Origin of the sequence: Algibacter sp. L4_22, assembly GCF_023473045.1 — a bacterium.
Classification (GTDB): Bacteria; Bacteroidota; Bacteroidia; order Flavobacteriales; family Flavobacteriaceae; genus Algibacter.
Map to the genome: position 1 here is coordinate 84,341 of NZ_JAMCOK010000006.1, position 22,377 is coordinate 106,717.

At 33.5% G+C, this 22,377-nt stretch carries 18 protein-coding genes and 1 tRNA gene; 11 read left to right on the plus strand and 8 right to left on the minus strand.

What is annotated here, in order from left to right:
• The first annotated feature begins 19 nt into the window (after window positions 1-19).
• The 5 genes from M4I23_RS15525 to M4I23_RS15545 all read left to right on the plus strand — a co-directional run bounded on the left by M4I23_RS15525 (window position 20) and on the right by M4I23_RS15545 (window position 7,069).
• A complete protein-coding gene (locus M4I23_RS15525) occupies window positions 20-1,369 on the plus strand; it encodes a Gfo/Idh/MocA family protein (RefSeq protein WP_249755018.1) in 1,350 nt (449 codons plus the stop codon).
• 104 nt (window positions 1,370-1,473) lie between these two features.
• Window positions 1,474-2,676, plus strand: coding sequence for a Gfo/Idh/MocA family protein (locus tag M4I23_RS15530; protein WP_249755019.1), 1,203 nt, complete (start codon window positions 1,474-1,476; stop codon window positions 2,674-2,676).
• On the plus strand, window positions 2,669-4,510 hold the full coding sequence (locus M4I23_RS15535) for an alpha-L-rhamnosidase C-terminal domain-containing protein (RefSeq protein ID WP_249755020.1): 1,842 nt from the start codon (window positions 2,669-2,671) through the stop codon (window positions 4,508-4,510). The genes M4I23_RS15530 and M4I23_RS15535 overlap by 8 nt, the downstream gene beginning before the upstream one ends.
• A gap of 171 nt (window positions 4,511-4,681) precedes the next feature.
• Complete coding sequence (locus tag M4I23_RS15540; protein ID WP_249755021.1) at window positions 4,682-5,365, plus strand: hypothetical protein; 684 nt, start codon at window positions 4,682-4,684, stop codon at window positions 5,363-5,365.
• Window positions 5,366-5,551: 186 nt separating this feature from the next.
• Entirely contained in the window at window positions 5,552-7,069 is a 1,518-nt protein-coding gene (locus M4I23_RS15545) for a sialate O-acetylesterase (RefSeq protein WP_249755022.1), read from the plus strand.
• Between the two features lie 86 nt (window positions 7,070-7,155).
• On the opposite strand, the gene M4I23_RS15550 is transcribed toward M4I23_RS15545, so the two are convergent.
• The 4 genes from M4I23_RS15550 to M4I23_RS15565 form a co-directional block, all read right to left on the minus strand.
• Entirely contained in the window at window positions 7,156-8,658 is a 1,503-nt protein-coding gene (locus tag M4I23_RS15550; RefSeq protein ID WP_249755023.1) for an aminotransferase class V-fold PLP-dependent enzyme, read from the minus strand.
• Window positions 8,659-8,711: 53 nt separating this feature from the next.
• Window positions 8,712-9,713, minus strand: coding sequence for a TlpA disulfide reductase family protein (locus M4I23_RS15555; protein WP_158847953.1), 1,002 nt, complete (start codon window positions 9,711-9,713; stop codon window positions 8,712-8,714).
• A gap of 3 nt (window positions 9,714-9,716) precedes the next feature.
• Entirely contained in the window at window positions 9,717-11,675 is a 1,959-nt protein-coding gene (locus tag M4I23_RS15560; protein ID WP_249755024.1) for a cytochrome c biogenesis protein CcdA, read from the minus strand.
• 722 nt (window positions 11,676-12,397) lie between these two features.
• The gene (locus M4I23_RS15565) at window positions 12,398-12,736 is read right to left on the minus strand and encodes a DUF4870 domain-containing protein (RefSeq protein ID WP_158847949.1); all 339 of its coding nucleotides are present in this window, start codon (window positions 12,734-12,736) and stop codon (window positions 12,398-12,400) included.
• A gap of 169 nt (window positions 12,737-12,905) precedes the next feature.
• Here M4I23_RS15565 and M4I23_RS15570 point away from each other — a divergent pair, with 169 nt between their 5' ends.
• The 4 genes from M4I23_RS15570 to M4I23_RS15585 all read left to right on the plus strand — a co-directional run bounded on the left by M4I23_RS15570 (window position 12,906) and on the right by M4I23_RS15585 (window position 15,812).
• On the plus strand, window positions 12,906-13,670 hold the full coding sequence (locus tag M4I23_RS15570; protein WP_249755025.1) for a DUF3108 domain-containing protein: 765 nt from the start codon (window positions 12,906-12,908) through the stop codon (window positions 13,668-13,670).
• A gap of 57 nt (window positions 13,671-13,727) precedes the next feature.
• Window positions 13,728-14,237, plus strand: a complete 510-nt coding sequence (locus M4I23_RS15575) for a hypothetical protein (protein WP_199269929.1) — start codon at window positions 13,728-13,730, stop codon at window positions 14,235-14,237.
• Between the two features lie 140 nt (window positions 14,238-14,377).
• Window positions 14,378-15,382, plus strand: a complete 1,005-nt coding sequence (locus M4I23_RS15580) for a M28 family metallopeptidase (RefSeq protein WP_249755026.1) — start codon at window positions 14,378-14,380, stop codon at window positions 15,380-15,382.
• Between the two features lie 28 nt (window positions 15,383-15,410).
• Window positions 15,411-15,812: a hypothetical protein gene (locus tag M4I23_RS15585; protein WP_249755027.1), complete on the plus strand. Its 402-nt coding sequence runs from the start codon at window positions 15,411-15,413 to the stop codon at window positions 15,810-15,812.
• Window positions 15,813-15,885: 73 nt separating this feature from the next.
• Here M4I23_RS15585 and M4I23_RS15590 read toward each other — a convergent pair.
• Window positions 15,886-15,961, minus strand: a tRNA-His gene (locus tag M4I23_RS15590).
• A 115-nt stretch (window positions 15,962-16,076) separates the two neighbouring features.
• The gene (gene bshB1, locus M4I23_RS15595) at window positions 16,077-16,796 is read right to left on the minus strand and encodes a bacillithiol biosynthesis deacetylase BshB1 (RefSeq protein ID WP_158847941.1); all 720 of its coding nucleotides are present in this window, start codon (window positions 16,794-16,796) and stop codon (window positions 16,077-16,079) included.
• A 419-nt stretch (window positions 16,797-17,215) separates the two neighbouring features.
• Here bshB1 and pckA point away from each other — a divergent pair, with 419 nt between their 5' ends.
• Window positions 17,216-18,829, plus strand: coding sequence for a phosphoenolpyruvate carboxykinase (ATP) (gene pckA / locus M4I23_RS15600; protein ID WP_158847939.1), 1,614 nt, complete (start codon window positions 17,216-17,218; stop codon window positions 18,827-18,829).
• A 139-nt stretch (window positions 18,830-18,968) separates the two neighbouring features.
• Complete coding sequence (locus M4I23_RS15605) at window positions 18,969-19,646, plus strand: DUF2490 domain-containing protein (protein WP_249755028.1); 678 nt, start codon at window positions 18,969-18,971, stop codon at window positions 19,644-19,646.
• A 2-nt stretch (window positions 19,647-19,648) separates the two neighbouring features.
• Here M4I23_RS15605 and M4I23_RS15610 read toward each other — a convergent pair whose 3' ends face one another.
• Together M4I23_RS15610 and M4I23_RS15615 are read right to left on the minus strand one after the other, a co-directional pair.
• Entirely contained in the window at window positions 19,649-19,936 is a 288-nt protein-coding gene (locus M4I23_RS15610) for a twin-arginine translocase TatA/TatE family subunit (RefSeq protein ID WP_158847935.1), read from the minus strand.
• A 125-nt stretch (window positions 19,937-20,061) separates the two neighbouring features.
• A complete protein-coding gene (locus M4I23_RS15615) occupies window positions 20,062-22,320 on the minus strand; it encodes a M1 family metallopeptidase (RefSeq protein ID WP_249755029.1) in 2,259 nt (752 codons plus the stop codon).
• Window positions 22,321-22,377: the final 57 nt, after the last annotated feature.

Here is a 22,377-nt window from a genome sequence, read left to right on the forward strand (position 1 = left end):
AACCCAAGATTTAAATATTATGAGTTCAAATAGAAGAGATTTTTTAAAAAAAACAGCTTTAGGTGCTGTTGGAGTTACATTAGCTTCTAACAGCTTAAATGCCATGTCGGCAAAAAGTTATTCTAAAATAATTGGTGCTAACGATCGTATAAACGTAGCTATTCAAGGCTTGGGTCGTCGTTACGGTGCATACATGTCCGCTATTGGAGATAAAAACAATAATATTGAGTTAAGCTATTTATGCGATGTCATGAAAAGCCAACGCGATAAAGCAGCTATTGCCGTATCTAAAAAACTAGGTAAAACACCAAAACTAGAAAACGACATTAGAAAAATAATAAACGATAAAGATGTCGATGCTATATTTATGGCAACTCCAGATCATTGGCACGCTCCTGGTGCTTGTATGGCTATGCAGGCGGGTAAAGACGTGTATTTAGAAAAGCCTTGTAGCCACAATCCAAAAGAGGGTGAGTTACTTGTTGCTTATCAGCAAAAATATAATAAAATTGTACAAATGGGGAATCAACAACGTTCTTCATTACAATCGCAAGAAATTATAAAAGCCATTCACGAAGGTGTTATTGGTGATGTGTATAATGCCATTGCTTTTTACACCAGTAAACGTGGGCCTGTGCCTCACCAAACAAAAACAGCTCCACCAGAAGGGTTAGATTGGGAATTATTTCAAGGGCCAGCACCAAGGAGAGAATATACCGATGATACTTGGAATTATAACTGGCACTGGTACGGTTGGGATTATGGTACAGCTGAAATGGGTAACAATGCCACACACGAATTAGATATTGCACGTTGGGCTTTAGACGTTAAATACCCAGAACATGTAGATGTTAAATCTGGTAAATTCCATTATAAAGATGATGGTTGGGAAATGTACGACACTATGGAAGCAACATTCCGTTTTGCGAACAACCGCTCTATTCAATGGGATGGACGTAGCAGAAATGGTTACGATAAATATGGTGCTGGTCGTGGAACTATAATCTATGGTTCTAACGGTTCTGCTTTTATTACTCGTGATGGTTATAAATTATACGATATTAAAGGAAAAGAACAAAAAGAAAACCTAGTTCCGGGTATTGAAGATGGTAACAAACTGGGAGGCGGCGGCCAACTTTCTAAAGCACATACCGTAAACTTTTTTGATGCTATTAGAGGAAAAGCACCATTAACATCGCCAATAGAGCAAGGCGCTATTAGCCAAATGCTAACCCATTATGCAAATATTGCCTCTAGAATAGACGATTCGTTTGAAGTAGATGAAACTACCGGACGTATTTTTAATAGAGAAGCCATGAAACTATGGTCTAGAACATACGAACCAGGTTGGGAAATTAAACCTGTTTAATAAAAGAAAATGAAACCTCGAGACTTTATGCCTCGAGGTTTCTGTTTAAATTACTATTCCTATTAAAACAGGAATTTATTGCTATTCTTATTATAAAAAACCAAATGAAAAGAAGAGAATTTATAATTAAAGGAGCTATGGCCTCCGCTGCCATTACAACTTCGGCTGCAGCCATGACTAATGTATTTGATTTTAAACACGTAAACGATGCTTTAAACATTGGAATTATTGGAACTGGAGACCGAGGAACTGGCCTTTCTGCTAATATAAATTCCATTAATAATTTCAATATTATTGCTTGTTGCGACACCTTACCTTTTAGATTAGAAAACGGATTAAAAGCTGCTCTTGGAAAAGCTAAAGGTTATACCGATTATCGTAGACTTTTAGATAATAAAGATATTGATTCTATTTTAGTTACCACACCATTTAACACGCACTCGCAAATTGCAATGGATGCTTTAGATGCTGGCAAACATGTATATTGTGAAAAAACAATGGCCAAAGGTTTCGGAGGTATCCAAAATTTAGTAGATAAAGTCGATCAATCCGATCATGTTTTTCAAACAGGGCATCAATACCACAGTTCTAGACTTTACACCCATGTTGTAGATTTAATTAAAGGAGGAAAAATAGGAGAAATTTCAGCCTTTGAATGCCAATGGAACCGACACGGAAACTGGAGAAGAGACGTACCAAGTCCAGAATTAGAAAGACAAATTAACTGGCGTATGTATCGCGAATATTCGGGTGGTTTGGTTGCCGAACTTTGCTCGCATCAAATAGATTTTGCTAATTGGGTTTTAGGAGAAACGCCTAATCAAGTTATGGGAACAGGTGGAGTAGATTATTACAAAGACGGACGAGAAACTTACGATAATATTCACTTAATTTACAATTACCCAAGTGGTGTAAAAGCAAAATTTACGTGTTTAACCAGTAATGCAAAAGATGGATACCAAATAAAAGTTATGGGAGATAAAGGCACCATAGTTTTAGGTTACAGCAAAGCGTGGTTTTTCCCCGAAGGAGACAAGAAAAAAGAATTAGGCATTGTAGATGGTGTATCTGGAGCGACTTCCAAATGGGAAAAGGATTTAGGAATCCCTATTGAAATAGAACATAAAGAGGCTAGCCTACAAGCTTTAATAGATTTTAAAAACAGCGTAACAAACAATAGCAAACCAATTTCAGATATTAAAACAGGAGCAAATACGGCAATTTGCGTTCAAATGGGCTTAGATGCCATGTATACAAACAGTATTATTAAACAAGATTCTTTTAAAGGCTTTAAATTTTATGAATAAACACATTTCTCTTCTAATTATCCTAGTAGTAGCATATTTAAATTTAGGCGCTCAAAACTCAACAGACAAAATTGATTTAGAGAGCTCTTTAATTCAACCAAAAAACATAATAAAAATTAGTGATGGTCATTATTTTATAGACTTCGGAAAAGCTTTTTTCGGTAATGTTGAAATCACACCAAAGGCCGGCCAAAAGGATTCTTTAGTATTTCATTTAGGTGAAAAGTTAGATTCAGAATTTCACATTGATAGAAACCCCGGAGCCACTATTCGCTATAGAAAATCAAAGATGAGTGGGTTAATAGCAAATCAAACCACATTACCAGAATTAGCACCTTATAAACGAAATACAACAGGCGCTGCTATTTTATTACCAGATAGTGTTGGGACTATTATCCCCTTTCGTTATTGCGAAATTGAAAATTTAAAAATTCCGATTGAAGATCTTCAAATAAAACAAAAAGCCCTTCATTATAAATTTAATGATGATGCAGCCACTTTTTCGTCTTCAAATAAAATGATGGATTCCATTTGGGACTTTTGTAAACACACTATAAAAGCGACAAGTTTTACAGGTTATTATGTGGATGGCGATCGCGAACGTATTCCTTACGAGGCTGATGCATACATCAATCAATTAAGTCATTACAGCGTAGATAATAACTACGAAATGGCAAAACGTACCAATGAATATTTTATTGATAATCCAACTTGGCCAACCGAATGGTTACTACATACCGTTTTAATGTTTTATACAGATTATATGTACACGGCTGATATAGCGCCATTACAAAAATATTATGATAATTTAAAACTAAAAACCTTAATGGACTTAGAACGTGCCGACGGCTTGATTAGTTCTAAATCGCCAAAATTCACGGAAGCATTAGCTTTAAAACTTGGGTTTAAAAAAGGAAGTAAAAAAATCCAAGACATTATAGATTGGCCTCCTGCACAAAAAGACACAGGTTGGAAATTAGCAACGGCAGAAGGAGAACGTGATGGCTATGAAATTGTTCCTGTAAATACCGCTATTAACTCTTTTTACTATTACAATTTAAAATTAATGACCGAGATTGCTGGTTTTCTAGATAAAAAAGAAGACGTTGCTTTCTTTAAGCAGAAAGCAGAAAAAGTAAAAGAAACCATTAATACCAAACTATTAGATACCCAAAAAGGCTATTATATAGATGGCGAAGGTTCTACGCACTCTGCTTTACATGCAAATATGTTACCCTTAGCTTTCGATTTGGTTCCCGAAGAACATATTGCTTCGGTTACAGAATTCGTGAAATCTAGAGGTATGGCTTGTAGTGTTTATGGTTCGCAATATTTACTAGAAGGTCTTTACAAGAATGGAGAAGCTCAATATGCCGCAGATTTAATAACTAGTACTACGGGCGACCGAAATTGGTGGAACATGATGAATGTTGGTTCCACAATGGCTATGGAAGCTTGGGATTTAAAATATAAACCAAATTCCGATTGGAACCATGCTTGGGGAACGGCTCCTCTAAACGTTATTACTAGATACATGTGGGGAATTAAGCCCAAAACAGCTGGTTTTAAAGTAGCACAAATTGAACCTCAATTAGGTGATTTGTCTTTTTCGTCAATTAAAGCACCTACTAAAAACGGTTTTATTTTAGCTGAATTTAAAAAGAAAAATGATAAAACAGATGTTTATTATATTACAATTCCGAATAATATGTCTGCTGAATTTATACTTCCTAAAAATGTGAAAAAAGTATTTTTAAATAATAAGAAGGTTAAAAATTATGATAGTTATTTAAATCTTAAAAGTGGTGAGCATGTTATTAGAATTGACCACTAAATAGTTGAAACTATTTAAAGAAATTATGTCTATAATATTAAATCAATACGGAATCTATTCTTGAATATATATAAAGATGAATATTAAAAAAATTTATACTTTTGATTTAAGAAATTATAGTCTTATTTTAAGTCTAGACCTTGAATACATAACGTTATAAACATAATAATTATGAAAAAAGTTTTTAGTATCTCAATATTCCTACTAATATTTCAACTGACATATTCGCAAACTTGTGAAAACATTTCGCCTTATAAAAAAGGCATGTCTATGGAATACACTAATTATAATAAGAAAGGTAAAATACAATCGGTTGAGAACCATTTTATCGAATCTGTTACAAATGAAGAAGGGAGTCTAAACATTAAAATTAAATCATCTGAAGGCAAAAAAGCTAAAAACGAAAGAGAATATATTTTGAAATGTGTTAATGGAGATTTTTATGTTGACATGTCTAACTATACATCACTTCAAAATGAAGACCAGAAAGACACTTTCAAAGTAAAAGCTACTGGGGATTTTATAGAATTCCCTGAAGGCATGAAAGTCGGAACTGTTTTAGAAGATGGCAACATTGCTTTAGAAGTTGGAAGCGGAGCTTCTTTTGCACCAATGGCTAATATGAAAGTTCTCAACAGAACTGTTTTAGAAAACAAGTCGCTTACCATTAAAGCAGGAACTTTTGATGGATATAAAATCTCTTTTGATTATGTATTCGATTTAGGCCTATTAAAATTTAGAGGATCTGGAATAGAATGGTATGTAAAAGGAATTGGAATAGTAAAAAGCGAAAACTATAGTAAAAAAGGAAAACTTCGTTCTTATAGAGAATTAACTAAAATCAATAATAATTAAACTAAACTTCTAATTTGTTTTATTTAACAGAAAAGAGATTATAATTCAAGCCTACTAAAAAAAGATTGGATTTCTTATCTCGTTCATTACATTTTCTCTAATTGAATAGATTCAATATACAAAAACACTTATTATAATCCGAAATAGAATTGGAACACACATAACAGAAAAATTCTTAACACTAAAATGAAAAAAAGTCTCTTAATCCCTTCCCTAATCCTTTTAATATTTATTTCAACTTTTGGGTTTGCTCAAGAATTAAAACCAAATAATTTATTCTGCAACGGTATGGTTTTACAACAAAACATGCCGGTTCCTGTTTGGGGAACAGCAAAACCAAATCAAAAAATAAAGGTAGTATTTGGTAAACAAAAAGTATCTACTACTACAAATAGAAACGGGAAATGGTCTATAAAACTAGCACCATTAAAAGCTTCTAAAATTGGTCGAGACATGATAATTTCGGGAAGTAGTAAAATTAAAATTTCTAATGTATTAGTTGGTGAAGTTTGGATTTGCTCTGGACAATCTAACATGCAATTCTCCGTAAATAATGTTCCTGAAATTAAATCACTTATTCCTTTTGCTAAAAACATTAGAACTTTTGAAGTAAAAAGACAAGTTTCCTTAAAAGAAGCAGAACAAGCATCAGGAACTTGGACAGAGACCAACCCGAGCAGCGCTGTAGCTTTTGATTTTGCATTCTTCTTAGAAAATATTGGAGATGTCCCTGTCGGAATTATTTTATCATCTTGGGGAAGTTCTTCAATCGAAGCTTGGATGCCACGAGATATGGAAAACGACTTACCTTATTTTAAAAGCATAATGGACGATTTTGATAAAGATACGGCAACTCGTAACCGACTTGAAAAAGCTATAAATACACCCAACGGTTGGAATAATAAAGAAGATATTTTTATGAGACGTCAACCAAATGTAGTATATAATGCCATGATGAAACCACTTGCACCTTACGCCTGCCGTGGACTTGTATGGTATCAAGGAGAGCGCAACGCCCGTTATCTTACGGGTGTTCCTGAAGTTACCGAAGCCAACTGGTTCCATAGAGTGGTTGGAATAAAAGAATATGGAGACGTTTTAAAATTATGGATTGAACGTTACCGCCAAGAATGGCAAAATAAAAACATGTACTTCTCTATCGTTATGCTTCCTGGCTACGGAAAAGGCACTCATGCCACCCCAAATATCGATTCTAAAAATCCAACTGAGGAATCTTGGGCATGGATGCGCGAATCGCAATTAAAAGCTTTAGAATTACCAAACACCAGTGTTGCAAACACTATAGATTTAGGTAGTGAAACTAATATTCACCCAACTGATAAATTCCCCGTAGGACAACGTTTGGCTCTTTTAGCTGCTAAATACACACTAAACCAAAATGTAGTTGCCGAAGGCCCTATTTTTGATAAAGTAGACATCGAAAACAATACTTTAATTGTTCATTTTAAAAATAATATAGGCTTAAAAACGAATAACAGAAAAGCACCTTCAGGGTTTTGGATTGCCGATAAATCTTTAAACTGGCAAATGGCCGAAGCTGAAATTATTGAAGAAACAGTAGTCCTTCAAAATAAATCAATAAAAAAACCTCTATACATTCGTTACGCTTTCGCAGGAAAACCAGATGTTAATTTAGTGAATAATGCTGAATTACCTGCTTATCCTTTTCGAACAGATTTTTAAGGGTAAATCTAGATTTAGATAAAAAAGCACCGTTAATATCTAAATTAACGGTGCTTTTTATATAATTCTGAATATTTACTGATTATCTAAAACCAATTTTTCATAATATTCTTTTCAGTATTTGGTTTTTCGTTATGTATAAATTCATTTTTAATGGCGTTATACTCGTACTCTTTTCCCCAAGCCTCGTGATTTTTGGCAACTTGACTTATAGCCTCGCAAATAAACTCAACCTCAGCATTTGTAAAAGTTGGATGAATAGACATTCTAATCCACCCCGGACGCTCCATTAAACAACCTTCAAGTATCTTTACTTCAATCGATTTAGAAGTATTCTCATCAACATTTAATAAATAATGTCCATAAGTACCAGCGCAAGAACAACCACCTCTAGTTTGCACACCAAAACGATCGTTTAAAAGTTTTACAATTAAATTATAATGTGCTTTTTCAATATAAAATGAAAACACTCCTAACCTATCTGTATGCTCTGGTGCTAAAATTTTAAGATTTTCAATGGCTCGAAGTTTATCGAAAATTATAGAGTTAAGTTCATGCTCCCTATCTAAAAGATTCTGAATACCCATTTTTTCTTTCAACTGAATAGAAAAAGCAATTTTTATAGTTTGCAAAAAACCGGGCGTTCCGCCGTCTTCACGAGTTTCAATATCATCTATATAATCGTGATCGCCCCATGGATTAGTATAACTCACTGTACCTCCACCAGGATTATCTGGCACTAAATTTTTATATAATTTTTTATTAAAAACTAACACGCCCGAAGTTCCTGGGCCTCCTAAAAATTTATGAGGAGAAAAGGTAATAGCATCAAGATATTGTTCTTCATCTTCGGGGTGCATATCAATATGCACATAAGGTGCCGAACATGCAAAATCAACAAAACATAAACCATTATTTTGGTGCATGATTTTAGCAACATCATAATATGGTGTTCGGATTCCTGTTACGTTAGAACAACCAGTAATAGCGGCAATTTTTACGGGAACATGATTGTACTCCACCAATAATTTCTTTAACCCCTCCAAACAGGGTAATCCATTGGCATTAGATGGAATCACTTTTACGCATGCAATAGTTTCTAACCATGATGTTTGATTGGAATGATGCTCCATGTGCGACACAAAAATTATTGGTCGTTTTTCATCTGGAACCTTTGTGCTATCTTTTAAATTTTCATTCAATTTGATACCCAAAATACGCTGAAACTTATTGATAGCACCTGTCATCCCCGTACCAACCGTGATTAAAACATCATCTTTAGAGGCATTAACATGCTCCTTTATAATTGCTCTAGCCTTGTGATACGCATGCGTCATCACACTACCAGTTATGGAAGTTTCTGTATGTGTATTAGCCACATAAGGACCTATATCGTTTAAAAGTTTGTCTTCAATTGGGCGATATAAACGTCCGCTTGCTGTCCAATCGGCATAAATTATCTTTTTCTTACCATATGGCGACTCAAAATAAAGATCGACACCTACAACATTATTTCTAAACTGCTCAAAATAATGTTCTAAGTTATTACTTTCATCCTTAGATTTAAAAATACTTTTTAAGACATCCATTATTGAGAATTTAAAAATGATTTACATTGATTTTTTTTTTAAACTTCAAAAGTTTATATAGCCAAAGATTCTAGTAAGGTCTTTAATTGTGGGCTAGATGGTCTTGGCGCATCTGCTTTTACAATATTACCTTCTGGATCGATTAGAATAAATCTTGGAATACCAGTTACATTATAAGCTGTAACAAAAGAGCGATCTTCTTTAGCAAACAATTGTACGCCTCCTAATTCTTTTTCTTCAATCATAGTGCGCCATTTAGCATGCGCGTTCTGATCGTCTACCGAAATACTTACAAACTGAATATTTTTACCGTGATATTCTTTTTCAACAGCTTTTAGAGATGGTATTTCTGCCAAACATGGTCCGCACCAAGTAGCCCAAACATCAATATAAACATACTTTCCTTTTAAATCGTCTAAAGATGTATTTCCACCATTATAATTTTCGTAATCCACAAATTTAGGAGATTCCGTTCCGTTAAGAGCAGAGGATTGCTGTTTTTGTGCGTACATTTCCTGGAGCTGATTTTGTAACCCAACCGCTTCTTTTTCTTCGCTTACAATAAATAGAGAATCTAAATCGCCAGCATTATCAAGTAAATCTTTAAATGTTTTATTACTCTTTTTCACTTCTTCATTAAAAGCAGCTTGATCTAATTCAAATAGTGTTTCTATATCGAAAACCTCTTCCATTAACAAAGCCTTTTTTGCTAAATAATTACTAGCCTCGGCTCCTGTACCTTCAAAAGCTATTGTTTCATCGAAAGATTTAGTATCTAGCTTCATCTTTAAATCGTATCCGTTTTTTAAATATAGACGAGCTTGCTCTGCACCATCATACATTAGAAAAACACCTGGTTCTACTTTTAAAGTATCCGAAAATGTTCCATCAGGTTTAACCTTTATTACTTTTGAAACTGTCCTGCTTCTTACAAATAGAGAATCGGAATTCTGATTTGTAATCGTTCCCGAAAACGTAACATAATCTTTTGGTGCTTCTTCTTTACACGCTGTAAATACTAATCCTACCAATAATAAATAAATAAAATGCTTCATCTGTTATTTTTTAAATTTTGAAATTCCTGTTTCTAACCAATTGTGATACTCTTCTACATCTGGTGTATAACTTACTGGATCTAATAAATTCTCTTCGTTATGATCCATTAGCACATAAAATGGTTGCGTATTGGCTTTGTATTTTATAGTTTGAAGTTCACTCCATTTCTGACCAATATATTTTAATTTTTTACCTGGCTTTAATTTTGAATCTACAACCTCTCCAGCCTCAAGTGGGCGTTTATCATCCACATACAAGGATATTAAAACCACATCATTTTTTAAAATTCTTAAAACCTCTGGTTTTGGCCAAACATTTTGTTCCATTTTTCGACAGTTCACACAAGCCCAACCTGTAAAATCGACCATAACTGGCTTTCCTACTTTTTTAGCGTAAGCCAAACCTTTATCGTAATCATTAAAAGCTAAAATATCATGTGGTGCTAATAAATGAGCTCCATCTGGTATATCGGCATGAGCATCTAAAGAACCTGAGCCTTCTCCTAGTTTTGTGAATCCAACACCATAAGGCGACTCGCTATAATCTTGTGGTGGCGGGAAAGCACTTATTAAATTTAATGGTGCACCCCAAAGTCCAGGAATCATATAAATAGTGAATGTTAAAACTACTAAACCTAAACTTAATCTACCTACCGAAATATGAGGTAATGGCGAATCGTGAGGTAATTGAATTTTCCCGAAAAGATATAAGGCTAATGTTCCAAAAATAGCAATCCAAATCGCGATAAAGACCTCTCGTTCTAGCAAATGACCTTGTAAAACTAAATCGGCTTGCGATAAAAATTTAAAAGCTAAAGCTAATTCTAAAAAGCCTAGAACTACTTTTACCGTATTTAACCATCCTCCCGATTTTGGTAAAGAATTTAACCAACCCGGAAATGCTGCAAATAAAGCAAAAGGTAAAGCAATCGCTAATGAAAAACCAAACATACCTACTATTGGTGCTAAACCTCCTTTAGATGCGGATTCTACTAACAATGTCCCTACAATTGGACCAGTACAAGAAAAAGATACTATAGCCAAAGCTAGTGCCATAAAAAAGATACCGATTAATCCACCACGATCGGCTTGAGAATCTACTTTATTAGCCCAAGAATTTGGTAACATAATTTCGAAAGCTCCTAAAAACGAAGTTGCAAATACAACTAATAATATGAAAAATATAATATTGAACCATACGTTGGTTGCTAGTGCATTTAAAGCATCAGCACCAAATATTCCGGTTACTGCCGTTCCTAATAAAACATAAATTACGATAATACAAATACCATAAATAATAGCGTTTTTAATACCAACCGCTTTGTTTTTACTTTGTTTGGTAAAGAAACTCACCGTCATCGGGATCATTGGGAAAACACATGGCGTTAATAAAGCTGCAAAACCAGATAAAAAAGCGATAAAAAAGATACCCCAAAGTCCTTTTTTAGAACTTGACTCGGTAGATTTTATAGCATTATCCTGGACTTTTTCTGCTGTTATTGCTGCTGCGTTATCTTCTGATATTTTAAAAGTTAAATCTACTTCGGTTGGTGGTAAACAACGCGAATCGTCGCAAACCATAAACTCGACAAAAGCATTTATTGTTGAAACACCTTCTGTAACGGTTACTTTTTGCTTGAAAGTGGCCGATTTTTCAAAGAATTTAATTTCCATTTCAAAAACAGGATCGTCAATGGTGTGTCCTTCTTCTTCTGATGTGTTTCCAACAATTTTGAATTGACCTTCACCATCATCATAAGTAAACGTTGTTGGAATTGGACCATCTTGAGGTACGTCTTGAGAATATAAATGCCATCCAGAGTCTATTGTTGCTTTGGAAATTAATTGATATTCGGTATCCGATAATTTTTTAACAGAAGTTGTCCATTTCACCGGGTCTAGAACCTGTGCTTGCCCAACCAAAACGGATATTAGTGCTAAAAATAAAATTACTTTCTTCATTCCTCAAATTTATTATTAATTATCTAATAGTCTCTAGTTTTTATATTTCTTTCAAAAAAGCCCCAATATTAAACATTTATTTCGGTTTGCTACGCTCGTGTTTTAAACTGCAAAAAAACGCTTTTAATTATAAAATAAAAAAGAATTATGCTACACAACCCCTTATAAAACCAGTGCCTTTTGCTAATTAACTGTAGTGTAACTCTTAATTATATTTAAACAAAATTTAGCTTAAGACGTATGCTTTTTAGATCTATCGTGAGAGCTTTACTAAATGACTTTCATTCTATATAGACCAAAAAATAAGCAAATCCCCTTATTAAAATTATGTTAAAATTTTATGTTTAGGTTATACTATTCCTTTCGAAATTGAATTTTGGTTGAAATTTACAACATATTTTAAATGAAGAATAATAGATTATAAAACTTTAACACCTCTTGCTTTTATTGATGATCCAAATAGATTTGTGATAATTTGAAATTGTATTAAAAAGAAAACAACGAACCTGAAATTTTAAACCTATCCATTTATTTAAATAAAACACCTTAATCACACGCCCGCGTTAAGGATTGCAGAGAAAAGCCCACAGCGCCCCTGATGAAATCAGGGCGCGAGGACTTGTAACGTAAAGCCTGACCCGATAGGGTAACGCCCAAAACAAAAAAAACGCCCACTAAAAAGTGAACGTTTTGACTATCTCGAATTATATTAACCAATAAAATTAAGAGATAATATTAAATGTTAATGGGTATGTTGGGTTTTCTCCACGGCTTGCTTTTATAGCGTTTACAATGGGTAAAATGATTGAAATAACTCCTAATGCAACGAAGCCTAATAAGCCTAATCCAAACAACAATATAAAGGGTACACATATTATGCACCAGATGATTAGACTGAGCTGAAAGTTGATTATGTTTTTTCCCTGGGTATCCATTTGCTCTACTTTCTCTTTGTTTGTGAGCCATAGTATTAATGGGAGTAATAAGCTACCAAAGCCTGTTACTAAACATATTAATTGACTTAAATGGGTGATGACTAATAATTGATTATCTTTTCTCATGGTTTTGTGTGTTTTGATTGATGTACTTATATGACGCTTAAGTGTTTAATTTGTTACAGACATAGTGCTTAATTATTTATAAATTAAATGCCCAATAATATTTTGCTTGTTGTATTTTTGGCACAATAAATGATTTATGCGACGTTATAACATAAAAACAAAAACACATATGATGCGTTTTACCTTACTTATAGCTTTATTTTTTTCGGTTGCTTTACAGGCACAGAATAATGCGATTTCTACTGATGAAAAATTAGTTTATACGGCATCTTACAACATGTCGGGCATTTTAAACGATATTGCTCAGGTTACCATGCAAACCTCTAAAGTAAACACATCTAAAGCGACATTAATGCGCTTAAAAATTACTGCTTTAACCTACAGCAAATGGGATAACTTTTTTAAAATCAGAGATTTATACGAGAGCTATGTGAGCCCAAAAACGTTAACACCTTATTTATATAAACGTGATATTAACGAAGGCGGTTATTATAAAGCCATGAAATATACGTTTAGCCACAAGACAAGTACGGTTAAAACGGTACAAACAAAGAAAAATAATTACGTAGAAAACAAAACGGTTTCGATTAGTAAAGGGACTAAAGATATTGTTTCGGCTTTATACTACATCAGGTTGTTTGATTATGCTAGCATGAGTAAAGGTAGCAGCAAAAGCTTAAATATTGTTTTTGATAGAAAAGAATTTAACGGTAAGATTACTTATATGGGTAAAGAAACAATCTCGACTGCTATTGGTAGTAAAGAATGTTATAAATTATCTATTGGTGCGGGTAGCGCTAGTGGTTTACAAGGATCGAGTAACTTTTTATGGTTAACTGCAGACGAAAACAAAATTCCGGTTTATGGTAAATTTAAAATTCCTGTTGGAAATGGAGAGCTAAAAATAAAATCGGCTTCGGGTTTAAGAAACTAAACCTATTTTTTAATAGCTTGCTTTTTTGATTACTAGAAACATTAAAATTACAGACTCATGAAAAAAATTTTCACCATACTTGCCATAATAGCGTCGGTTTTTGCTATCATTTTTTCGGTATTACCTATTTCTAACTTAGCTATTATTCCCGCTGTAGCAGCACTTATTTTTGGATTAATTGCTTTTTACTTATCTAAAAAATCGGGCGAAGTTAAAAAAATTATTCAGTTTTCGTTTTTATTAACTATTGCTGCTTTGGCTATTGTAACCTATAAATCTGTTTTTACAGCCACGGAAGTAGCAAGTACAGAAGTTATAGATGCTAAAGAAATTGAATCTGAAGAAGAGGCCATGGACGATTTGGAAGACCTAGAAATTGAGGATTTAGAATTTGATGATGCTGAATTGGAATTCGATGAGTCGGAATTGGGAATTGATGCATTAGAAATTGAAGATTCTCAATTAGACATTAAAACAGAGCAACTAGAAATTAGCGAACCAGACTTAGAGATTCTTGAAGAAGATATTGAAATAGACGAGTCTGACTTAGAAGATATCGAATTTTAAAAAGTATTTCTCCTTATAGAACGGGAATATTCTACCTTATTTTAAACAAAACTATATTAACGGCTTTATGCTAAATTATTTAGCATGAACTATGTGGATTTTTAATTTTGTAATATCTTAGCGGTTAAAACCTCTTTTTTATGAAAAAATTACTTCCGCTATGTTTAGTGGCATTCTCACTAATAGCTTGTAGTAGCTCTCAAAACAAATCTAAAACAGCTGTTAATGCTGAAACTTTTGCAAAAACAATAACTGCTGACGAATTAAAAGAGATGCTTTATACTTATGCCTCGGATGAGTTTGAAGGTAGAAAAACTGGCGAACCTGGGCAAAAAAAAGCAATTGAGTTTATTAAGCAAGGTTACATTGCTAATGGTATTCCTTCGCCAATTGCAGATGGTGATTACTTTCAAGAAATCCCGGCTTCCTTCTTTAAAGATGGTATTAAAGCTTCGGAAAACGTTTTAGCCTACATTAAAGGTTCTGAAAAGCCAGATGAAATTGTTATTATTTCAGCGCATCTAGATCACATTGGTATTTCTGGAAGTGGTGAGATTAACAATGGTGCCGATGATGATGGTTCTGGAACTGTTGCTGTCATGGAAATTGCTGAAGCATTTAAGCAAGCTGCCGATAAAGGTTTTGGACCAAAACGTTCTATTTTATTTTTACACGTTACTGGTGAAGAAATTGGACTTTACGGCTCTCGTTATTATGCCGACGAAGATCCTGTTTTCCCATTAGCGAACACTGTAGCTGATTTAAATATTGATATGATTGGTCGTGTAGATCCAAAGCATGAAAACAACGAGAACTACCTCTATTTAATTGGAGCAGACAAATTGAGTAAAGAATTGCACGATATCTCTGAAGCTGTAAATAAAGAATATACAAAATTAGATTTCGATTATACTTATAATGACGAAAACGACCCGAACCGCTTCTATTACAGATCGGATCATTACAACTTTGCTAAAAACAATATTCCTGTAATATTTTATTTTAACGGTACGCATGCCGATTACCATAAACCTAGCGATACGCCAGATAAAATTAGATATGATTTATTAGAGACTCGTGCTAGACTTATATTTTATACCGCTTGGGAAATTGCCAATCGCGAAGAACGTTTAAAACTTGATTAATAAGAACCTGATAAAAAAAAATTGAAAATTGGCTACCATAGATAAATCCATAATTAAAGAAATAGCAGAAGACTTAAACTGCGGCTGTACCTGCTATTATAACTTTAAAACTAAAGAAGTAATAGCAATTCCAAATTTTCTGGATGGTTTTGATGATTTTGATGATGACGAATTTAAAGCGCCTACAGAAGAAGATTTTACAGAAATTAGACCTCTAGAGAGTTCTGAATCTTTCAAAATAATGGAATTATTTACACAACAACTCCCTGAGAACACATTAAAACAAGAGCTAGAGCGTGCGTTGCGCAACAGCAAACCTTTTCAAAATTTCAAGTATTTAGTTGAAACTTCTGAGTTTAGAGCGCCGTGGTTTAGCTTTAAGCAAACGGAAACTGAAAAACATGTTGCGTTTCAATTAAATGAGAAATAAACAATAGATAGACTAATCTTAACTTACATCCACAAAAAAAGCCTTTCAATTTCTTGAAAGGCTTTTACTTTTTGGGTGGAAGACCGGATTCGAACCGGCGACCCTTGGTACCACAAACCAATGCTCTAACCAACTGAGCTACAACCACCATGTAACTTGCATTTTGTAATGCGTGTGCAAATGTAGAATATTTCAACGTTATCTACAAAGACTTTTTAAACATTTTATTCAAAAATTTAAAAATATTTTATTCCACTGTTGTAACTACTTTAAATCGAACAAACTACCAACCACAGGCAAACGTTCCACATTAAAACCTTCGGCATATCTTACACCTACCAATCGCCCTAAGTCTTGTGCACGATAAACTACGCTATCCGTGAAGTTTTTACTAGATATTGGTGTTACAGGTGCTTTGCTGTCTGGATCGTAAAACTGTGTTTTATATGCTAACACCGATTCCATTTTTTTATCGATTACAGTAGAGATGTCTACTACAAAGTCGGGCTCAAGGTTTTTCCATTGTATATAATGATATACTTGCTTTGGTCTCCATGGCGCCTGAAGCTCTCCTTTATCATCTACTGTTTCTATTTTAATAAGTCCGCTTAAAAAGCAAGCATCACTTACTAATTTACTCCCTTTTCCATGATCAATATGTCGATCATCAATTGCATTACAGAGTATAATTTCTGGTTGATACTTACGTATCATTTTTATAACCTCTAATTGATGTTCCTTATTATTAATAAAGAAACCATCGGCAAAGCCTAAATTCTCACGAACTGCAATACCAAGTATTTTTGCTGCCTCACTTGCTTCTTCAAACCTCGTCTCTGCAGTACCTCGTGTTCCTAATTCTCCTTGCGTTAAATCTACAATACCAACCTTCTTACCGTTTTCAATTTCTTTTGCAATAGTACCACCACAACCTAACTCCACATCATCTGGATGTGCTCCAATGGCTAGAATATCTAATTTCATTTCTACTTCTTTTTAATTTTTAAATAACTTTTCAACATGCATAATCATAATACCTTACGAAAAATCTTAAATATCGCAATACTCTTAATAACGCAAACGTATTCGTAAATATTTTTTACACTTAATAAGGTGCAAATATAATAATAATGAAAAAATAGCTTGTAAATCGAAAGTATGACTTTCGTCATAATTACTTTTCTAGTTCTACTGTAATTTTACCATATAATAAAAACACAACATTTAAAGTGCTAAACTAACAAACAATTATAAATTATGATTCACTTAATCTTTTTCATTTTAGCAACATTAACTCTAAGTGGATTTAACAACATAAATACGAGTGCCAATAACATGGCCATAATAAAATAATAAATATTATTAAAAATTTTAAATTAAGTAAATTAAAAACAACAGAAGACATGAAAACAAATCCTGATTTAAAACAGTACGGTATTGAAAATGCAAAAGTAAACTGGAATTTATCTCCAGAAGTACTTCAAAAAATAACAGTTGATGCTGGTCAAGGTAAAGAAACTGCAAACGGAACTTTAGTAGTTAATACAGGTAAATTTACAGGACGTTCTCCTCAAGATCGTTTTATTGTAAAAGATGACTATACTGCTGAAAGAGTTTGGTGGGGAAAAACAAATAAAGCTGTATCTCCAGAGAATTTTGATAAATTAGAAAAAGAGGTTACAAAATACCTTTCTGGAAAAGAAATATACGCAAGAGATGGTTATGTATGTGCAGAACCAGAATATAGAACAAATATTAGAACAATAACTGAATATTCTTGGTCAAGCATGTTTGTTTTCAATATGTTTTTACGTCCTAGTCCTAGCGAATTAGAAAACTTTAGCGAAGATTGGTTAGTACTTTGTGCTCCTGGTTATGAATGTCCAGATCCAAAAGCATACGGTATCCGTCAAGGGAACTTCTCAATTATAAACTTTACTAAAAAAATAGCTTTAATTGGTGGATCTGCTTATACAGGAGAAATTAAAAAAGGTATCTTCTCTGCTTTAAACATGGTTTTACCAGTAGAAAAAAATGTATTACCAATGCACTGCTCTGCTAACGTAGGTAAAAAAGGTGATACTGCTATTTTCTTCGGATTATCAGGAACAGGAAAAACAACACTTTCAGCAGATCCAGAAAGAAAATTAATTGGTGATGATGAACACGGTTGGACTGCAGATAACACTATTTTTAACTTTGAAGGTGGATGTTACGCAAAAGTTATCGATTTATCTGAAGAAAAAGAACCAGACATCTTTAGAGCTGTTAAACCAGGTGCTTTACTTGAAAACATTTTAATTAAAGAAGACGGACAACCAGATTATTTAGATAGTAGTATTACTCAAAACACACGTGTAAGTTACCCTATTTATCATATCGATAATATCCAAGAAACACTTTACGCAAACAACCCAAAAAACATTTTCTTTTTAACTTGTGATGCTTTTGGTGTATTACCTCCAGTATCTAAATTAACTCCTGGCCAAGCTGCTTACCACTTTATCTCTGGTTATACTGCTAAAGTTGCAGGAACAGAAGCTGGAATTACAGAACCAGTACCATCTTTCTCTGCTTGTTTTGGAGAACCATTTATGCCATTACACCCAACAGTTTACGGTGAAATGTTAAGTAAAAAAATGACTGAAGCTGGTGTAAACGTTTGGTTAATAAACACAGGATGGAGTGCAGGACCTTACGGTGTAGGATCTCGTATAAAATTAAAATATACAAGAGCAATGATTACAGCCATTCTAAACGGAGAGTTAGAAGGTGTTGATTACGATCAAAACTTTATTTTCGGATTACACATGCCTAAATACTGTCCAGGTGTACCAACAGAAATTTTAGACCCAATGAATACTTGGTTGAAAAAAGGTGATTATGTAGGGAAAGCAATTCAATTAGCTCACTCATTCCACTTGAATTTTGAAAAATTCTCAGCACAAGCTTCAGAGCAAATTATTGAAGGTGGACCACTAATTGATGAACACCATCACTTACACGAAAGCTTTTAATTAAGAATTCTTAATAGCAATAAAAGGAGCTCATAACAGAGCTCCTTTTGTATTTTAATAACTTTTCTAAATAGGTATTTATAGTCATAAATAATTACCCAATATCCCTAACCGTATTACCTACCTAAAATAACAAATCATGAAGTACTTATTAACTACATTAGTGCTTATTCTTTTCATCTCTAACAGCTATTCTCAATCATCGCCAGAAGATAAATTAGGAGCTTGGTATATGTTTGATGCTACACATAGAGTTGCTGACAAATGGAGTATTAAAACCGGAACTGAGTTTCGTACATTCGAAGTATTCGATAATATGAACCTCTTATTTTATTACTTAGGAGCTAATTATCATTTAAACAAAAAAACAACGTTAACCATATCATATTGCTATGTAGATATTGATAGAAGCTACGCTATTTCGGGTGAAAGTCATTTATATGAAAACAGACCTTACGAACAACTTAGCTACAAGCAAGACACTTTTAAAATCCCTCTATTTCATAGACTAAGATTAGAACATCGTTTTCTAAACTATAAACATACCCACACTACATTACACAGGCTAAGATACCGCTTAGGCACTAAAATTAATTTAAACAAGACGCTATTTCTAAATGTAAAAAATGAAGTTTTTGCTAATCTTAAAGATGAAGTATTTACAGAAAATAGATTTTATGCGGCGTTAGGGTTTAATATTTCAAAAACAAATAATATCCAACTGGGTTATTTAAATCATGAAATAAACAAATCGAATTTTAACAGATTACAACTCGGTTTATTTATTAAAACCGATTTACGAAAAAAGACAAAGTAACCTTATAATTTTCGTTTAACAGAACCAGCAAAATCTTCGATATCGTCTTTAACTTGATCGAGTTGCTTTTTAATATCACCGGTTACACTAGTATCAATACCACTCTTTTCAGCAGTTTTAGTTATTTCGTGTTTAATATCATTGGTTGCATCTTTTAGAGTACGCATACCTTTCCCTAAGCCTCGGGCTATTTCGGGTATTTTATCGGCACCAAAAACCATCACTACTATAAATAGAATGAAACCTATTTCTGCTCCGCTTATAAATAAAAATGTTGCTAGTTGTATCACGTTACAAATATAGTAACTTGTTTTATTAGATTAAAGAATTTTTAATTTGTTTAACGCAAAATTTAAAGTATAAAAAAAGCCGACTTTTTCAAGTCGGCTATAGTAAAGAATTTCATTGCTATCAATCAGCCCTTTACTTTTTGTTTAAACTTACTAAACGCATCGTTATCAGCCTTTTTAGGCCAAGAATTGTTAGATGTATCAACATCCGCAGTTTCTAAATCTGGATCAATAACAAAACTAGTTATTGCTTTTTCAGTTTTAAATACTTTAGAGACTTCAAATTCATTGTATCTCCATATTTCTGCTGGATATGTTTTTCTTTCTTTAGTACCATCTTCATAAGTCATTTCTAAAATAATAGGCATTACCAACCCACCTGGCTTTTCAAAAGTAACTTCGTAAAAATATTTTGGTGCTTCTTTTAACTGTGCTTTTTCTTCGGAAGATAAAGATCCTAAATAAGCATTAAGTTCTGGGAAATCTTGTGCACTTTTAGCATCTTTTGGTATAACACCATTTTCAGCTTCAGCATAATAAATTAATTTACCTTTATAATCATTAAGATTCATGTTATAACGCTTAGCATTCTCTTTAGCCTTTTCCGTAGGCTTATCTGTTAAATAAAATTGCTTGACATTTTTAACACCTATATCTGTATAATCTGTAGTATAAAACCAACCTCTCCAAAACCAATCTAAGTCCATTGCAGAGGCATCTTCCATAGATCTAAAGAAATCTGCCGGAGTTGGGTGCTTAAACATCCAACGTTGCGAATAGGTTCTAAATGCATAATCGAATAATTCGGGTCCCATAATGGTTTGACGTAACATATAAAGTCCTGCTGCTGGTTTTGCATAAGCATTTGGACCAAATTGATGTACATAATCACCTTGCGACATAATTGGAGAAATATTACTTTGATCGCCTCCCATGTAAGGCACTAGATCTTCTGGTAAGTTTCCAGTAATATAATTTGGATCGAAATCAAGTTCGGCTAATGTTTCTACAAACGAGTTTAACCCCTCATCCATCCAAGTCCATTGGCGCTCATCACTATTTACAATCATTGGGAAAAAATTATGCCCAACTTCGTGTGTAATAACACCAATCATTCCGCGCTTCAATCTTTCAGAATACGTTCCGTCAGGATTTGGACGCCCATAATTAAAACAAATCATTGGGTATTCCATTCCCATTTCTGCATGTACAGAAACCGCTTTGTTATAAGGATAATCGAAAGTTAATTTAGAATATTCCTCTAAAGTATTAGCCACAACACGAGTTGAAAGCTCTTCCCATAATGGGTTTCCTTCTTTAGAATATAAAGAAATAGCCATTACAGAACGCCCATTAATATCTACAGCCATAGCATCCCAAAGAAATTTTCTAGAGGTTGCAAAAGCAAAATCTCTAACTCTATCTGCTTTAAAATGCCAAGTCTTTAATTCTGTACTACGTTGTTTTTCTGCTTGTTCAGCTTCGGCTTGCGTTACAATAAACACAGGATCTTTAAACGATTTCTTAGCCTGCTCAAAACGATTAATTTGTTCTTTAGTTAAAACATCTTTCGGGTTTTGTAATTCGCCGGTTGCTTCCATTTTATGATCTGCAGGAACAGTAAGCTTTACATCGTAATTTCCAAATTCTAAAGCAAATTCACTTCTGCCCCAAAATTGCATGTTTTGCCAACCTTCAACATTATTATAAACACATAATCTTGGGAAAAACTGAGCAATAACATATGTATTGTTTCCATCAGGAAATGCTTCGTAACCAGAACGGCCGCCATCTTTAACGTGATTATTTACATTATACCACCATTTAATTTGAAATTTAAACTCCTCGCCTGGCGCTAATGGTTTTGCAAGATTGATACGCATCATGGTTTGATTTATCGTATAAGATAAATCAGATCCGTTCTCATTCTTTACATATTGTATATTAAACCCACCATCAAAGTTTTTCTTTAAGTTTGCTTTGGTAAAAGATTTGGCTCCATTAAAAGGAGCTTTAAAACTTTCTTTTTTTACATCTGGTGTTTTTGAATCTTGAGCTCGCATGTTTTGATCGAGTTGGATCCATAAATATTGTAAATGGTCTGTTGAATTGTTGTGATACGTTATTTTTTCGTCACCAAAAATCTGACTGGTGTTTTCGTCTAAACGAATATCCATTACATAATCAACTTGTTGCTGGGTGTACTTGTAGCCTGGCGCACCAGAGGCTGTTCTAGTTTCATTTGGAGTTGCCAATACATCCTTCATTTGCCTAAACTTGTTTTGATCGGTATGACCTTGTGGTTTAGATTTTGAAGATTCTTGGGCAAAAAGACTAGAAGAAATAAAAATGATTGATAGGAAACAATACTTTAGGATTCTCATTTTAGCTGTAAATAAATTTAACAAATTTTCGAGTTTCAGCTATAAAGAGTTAACTTT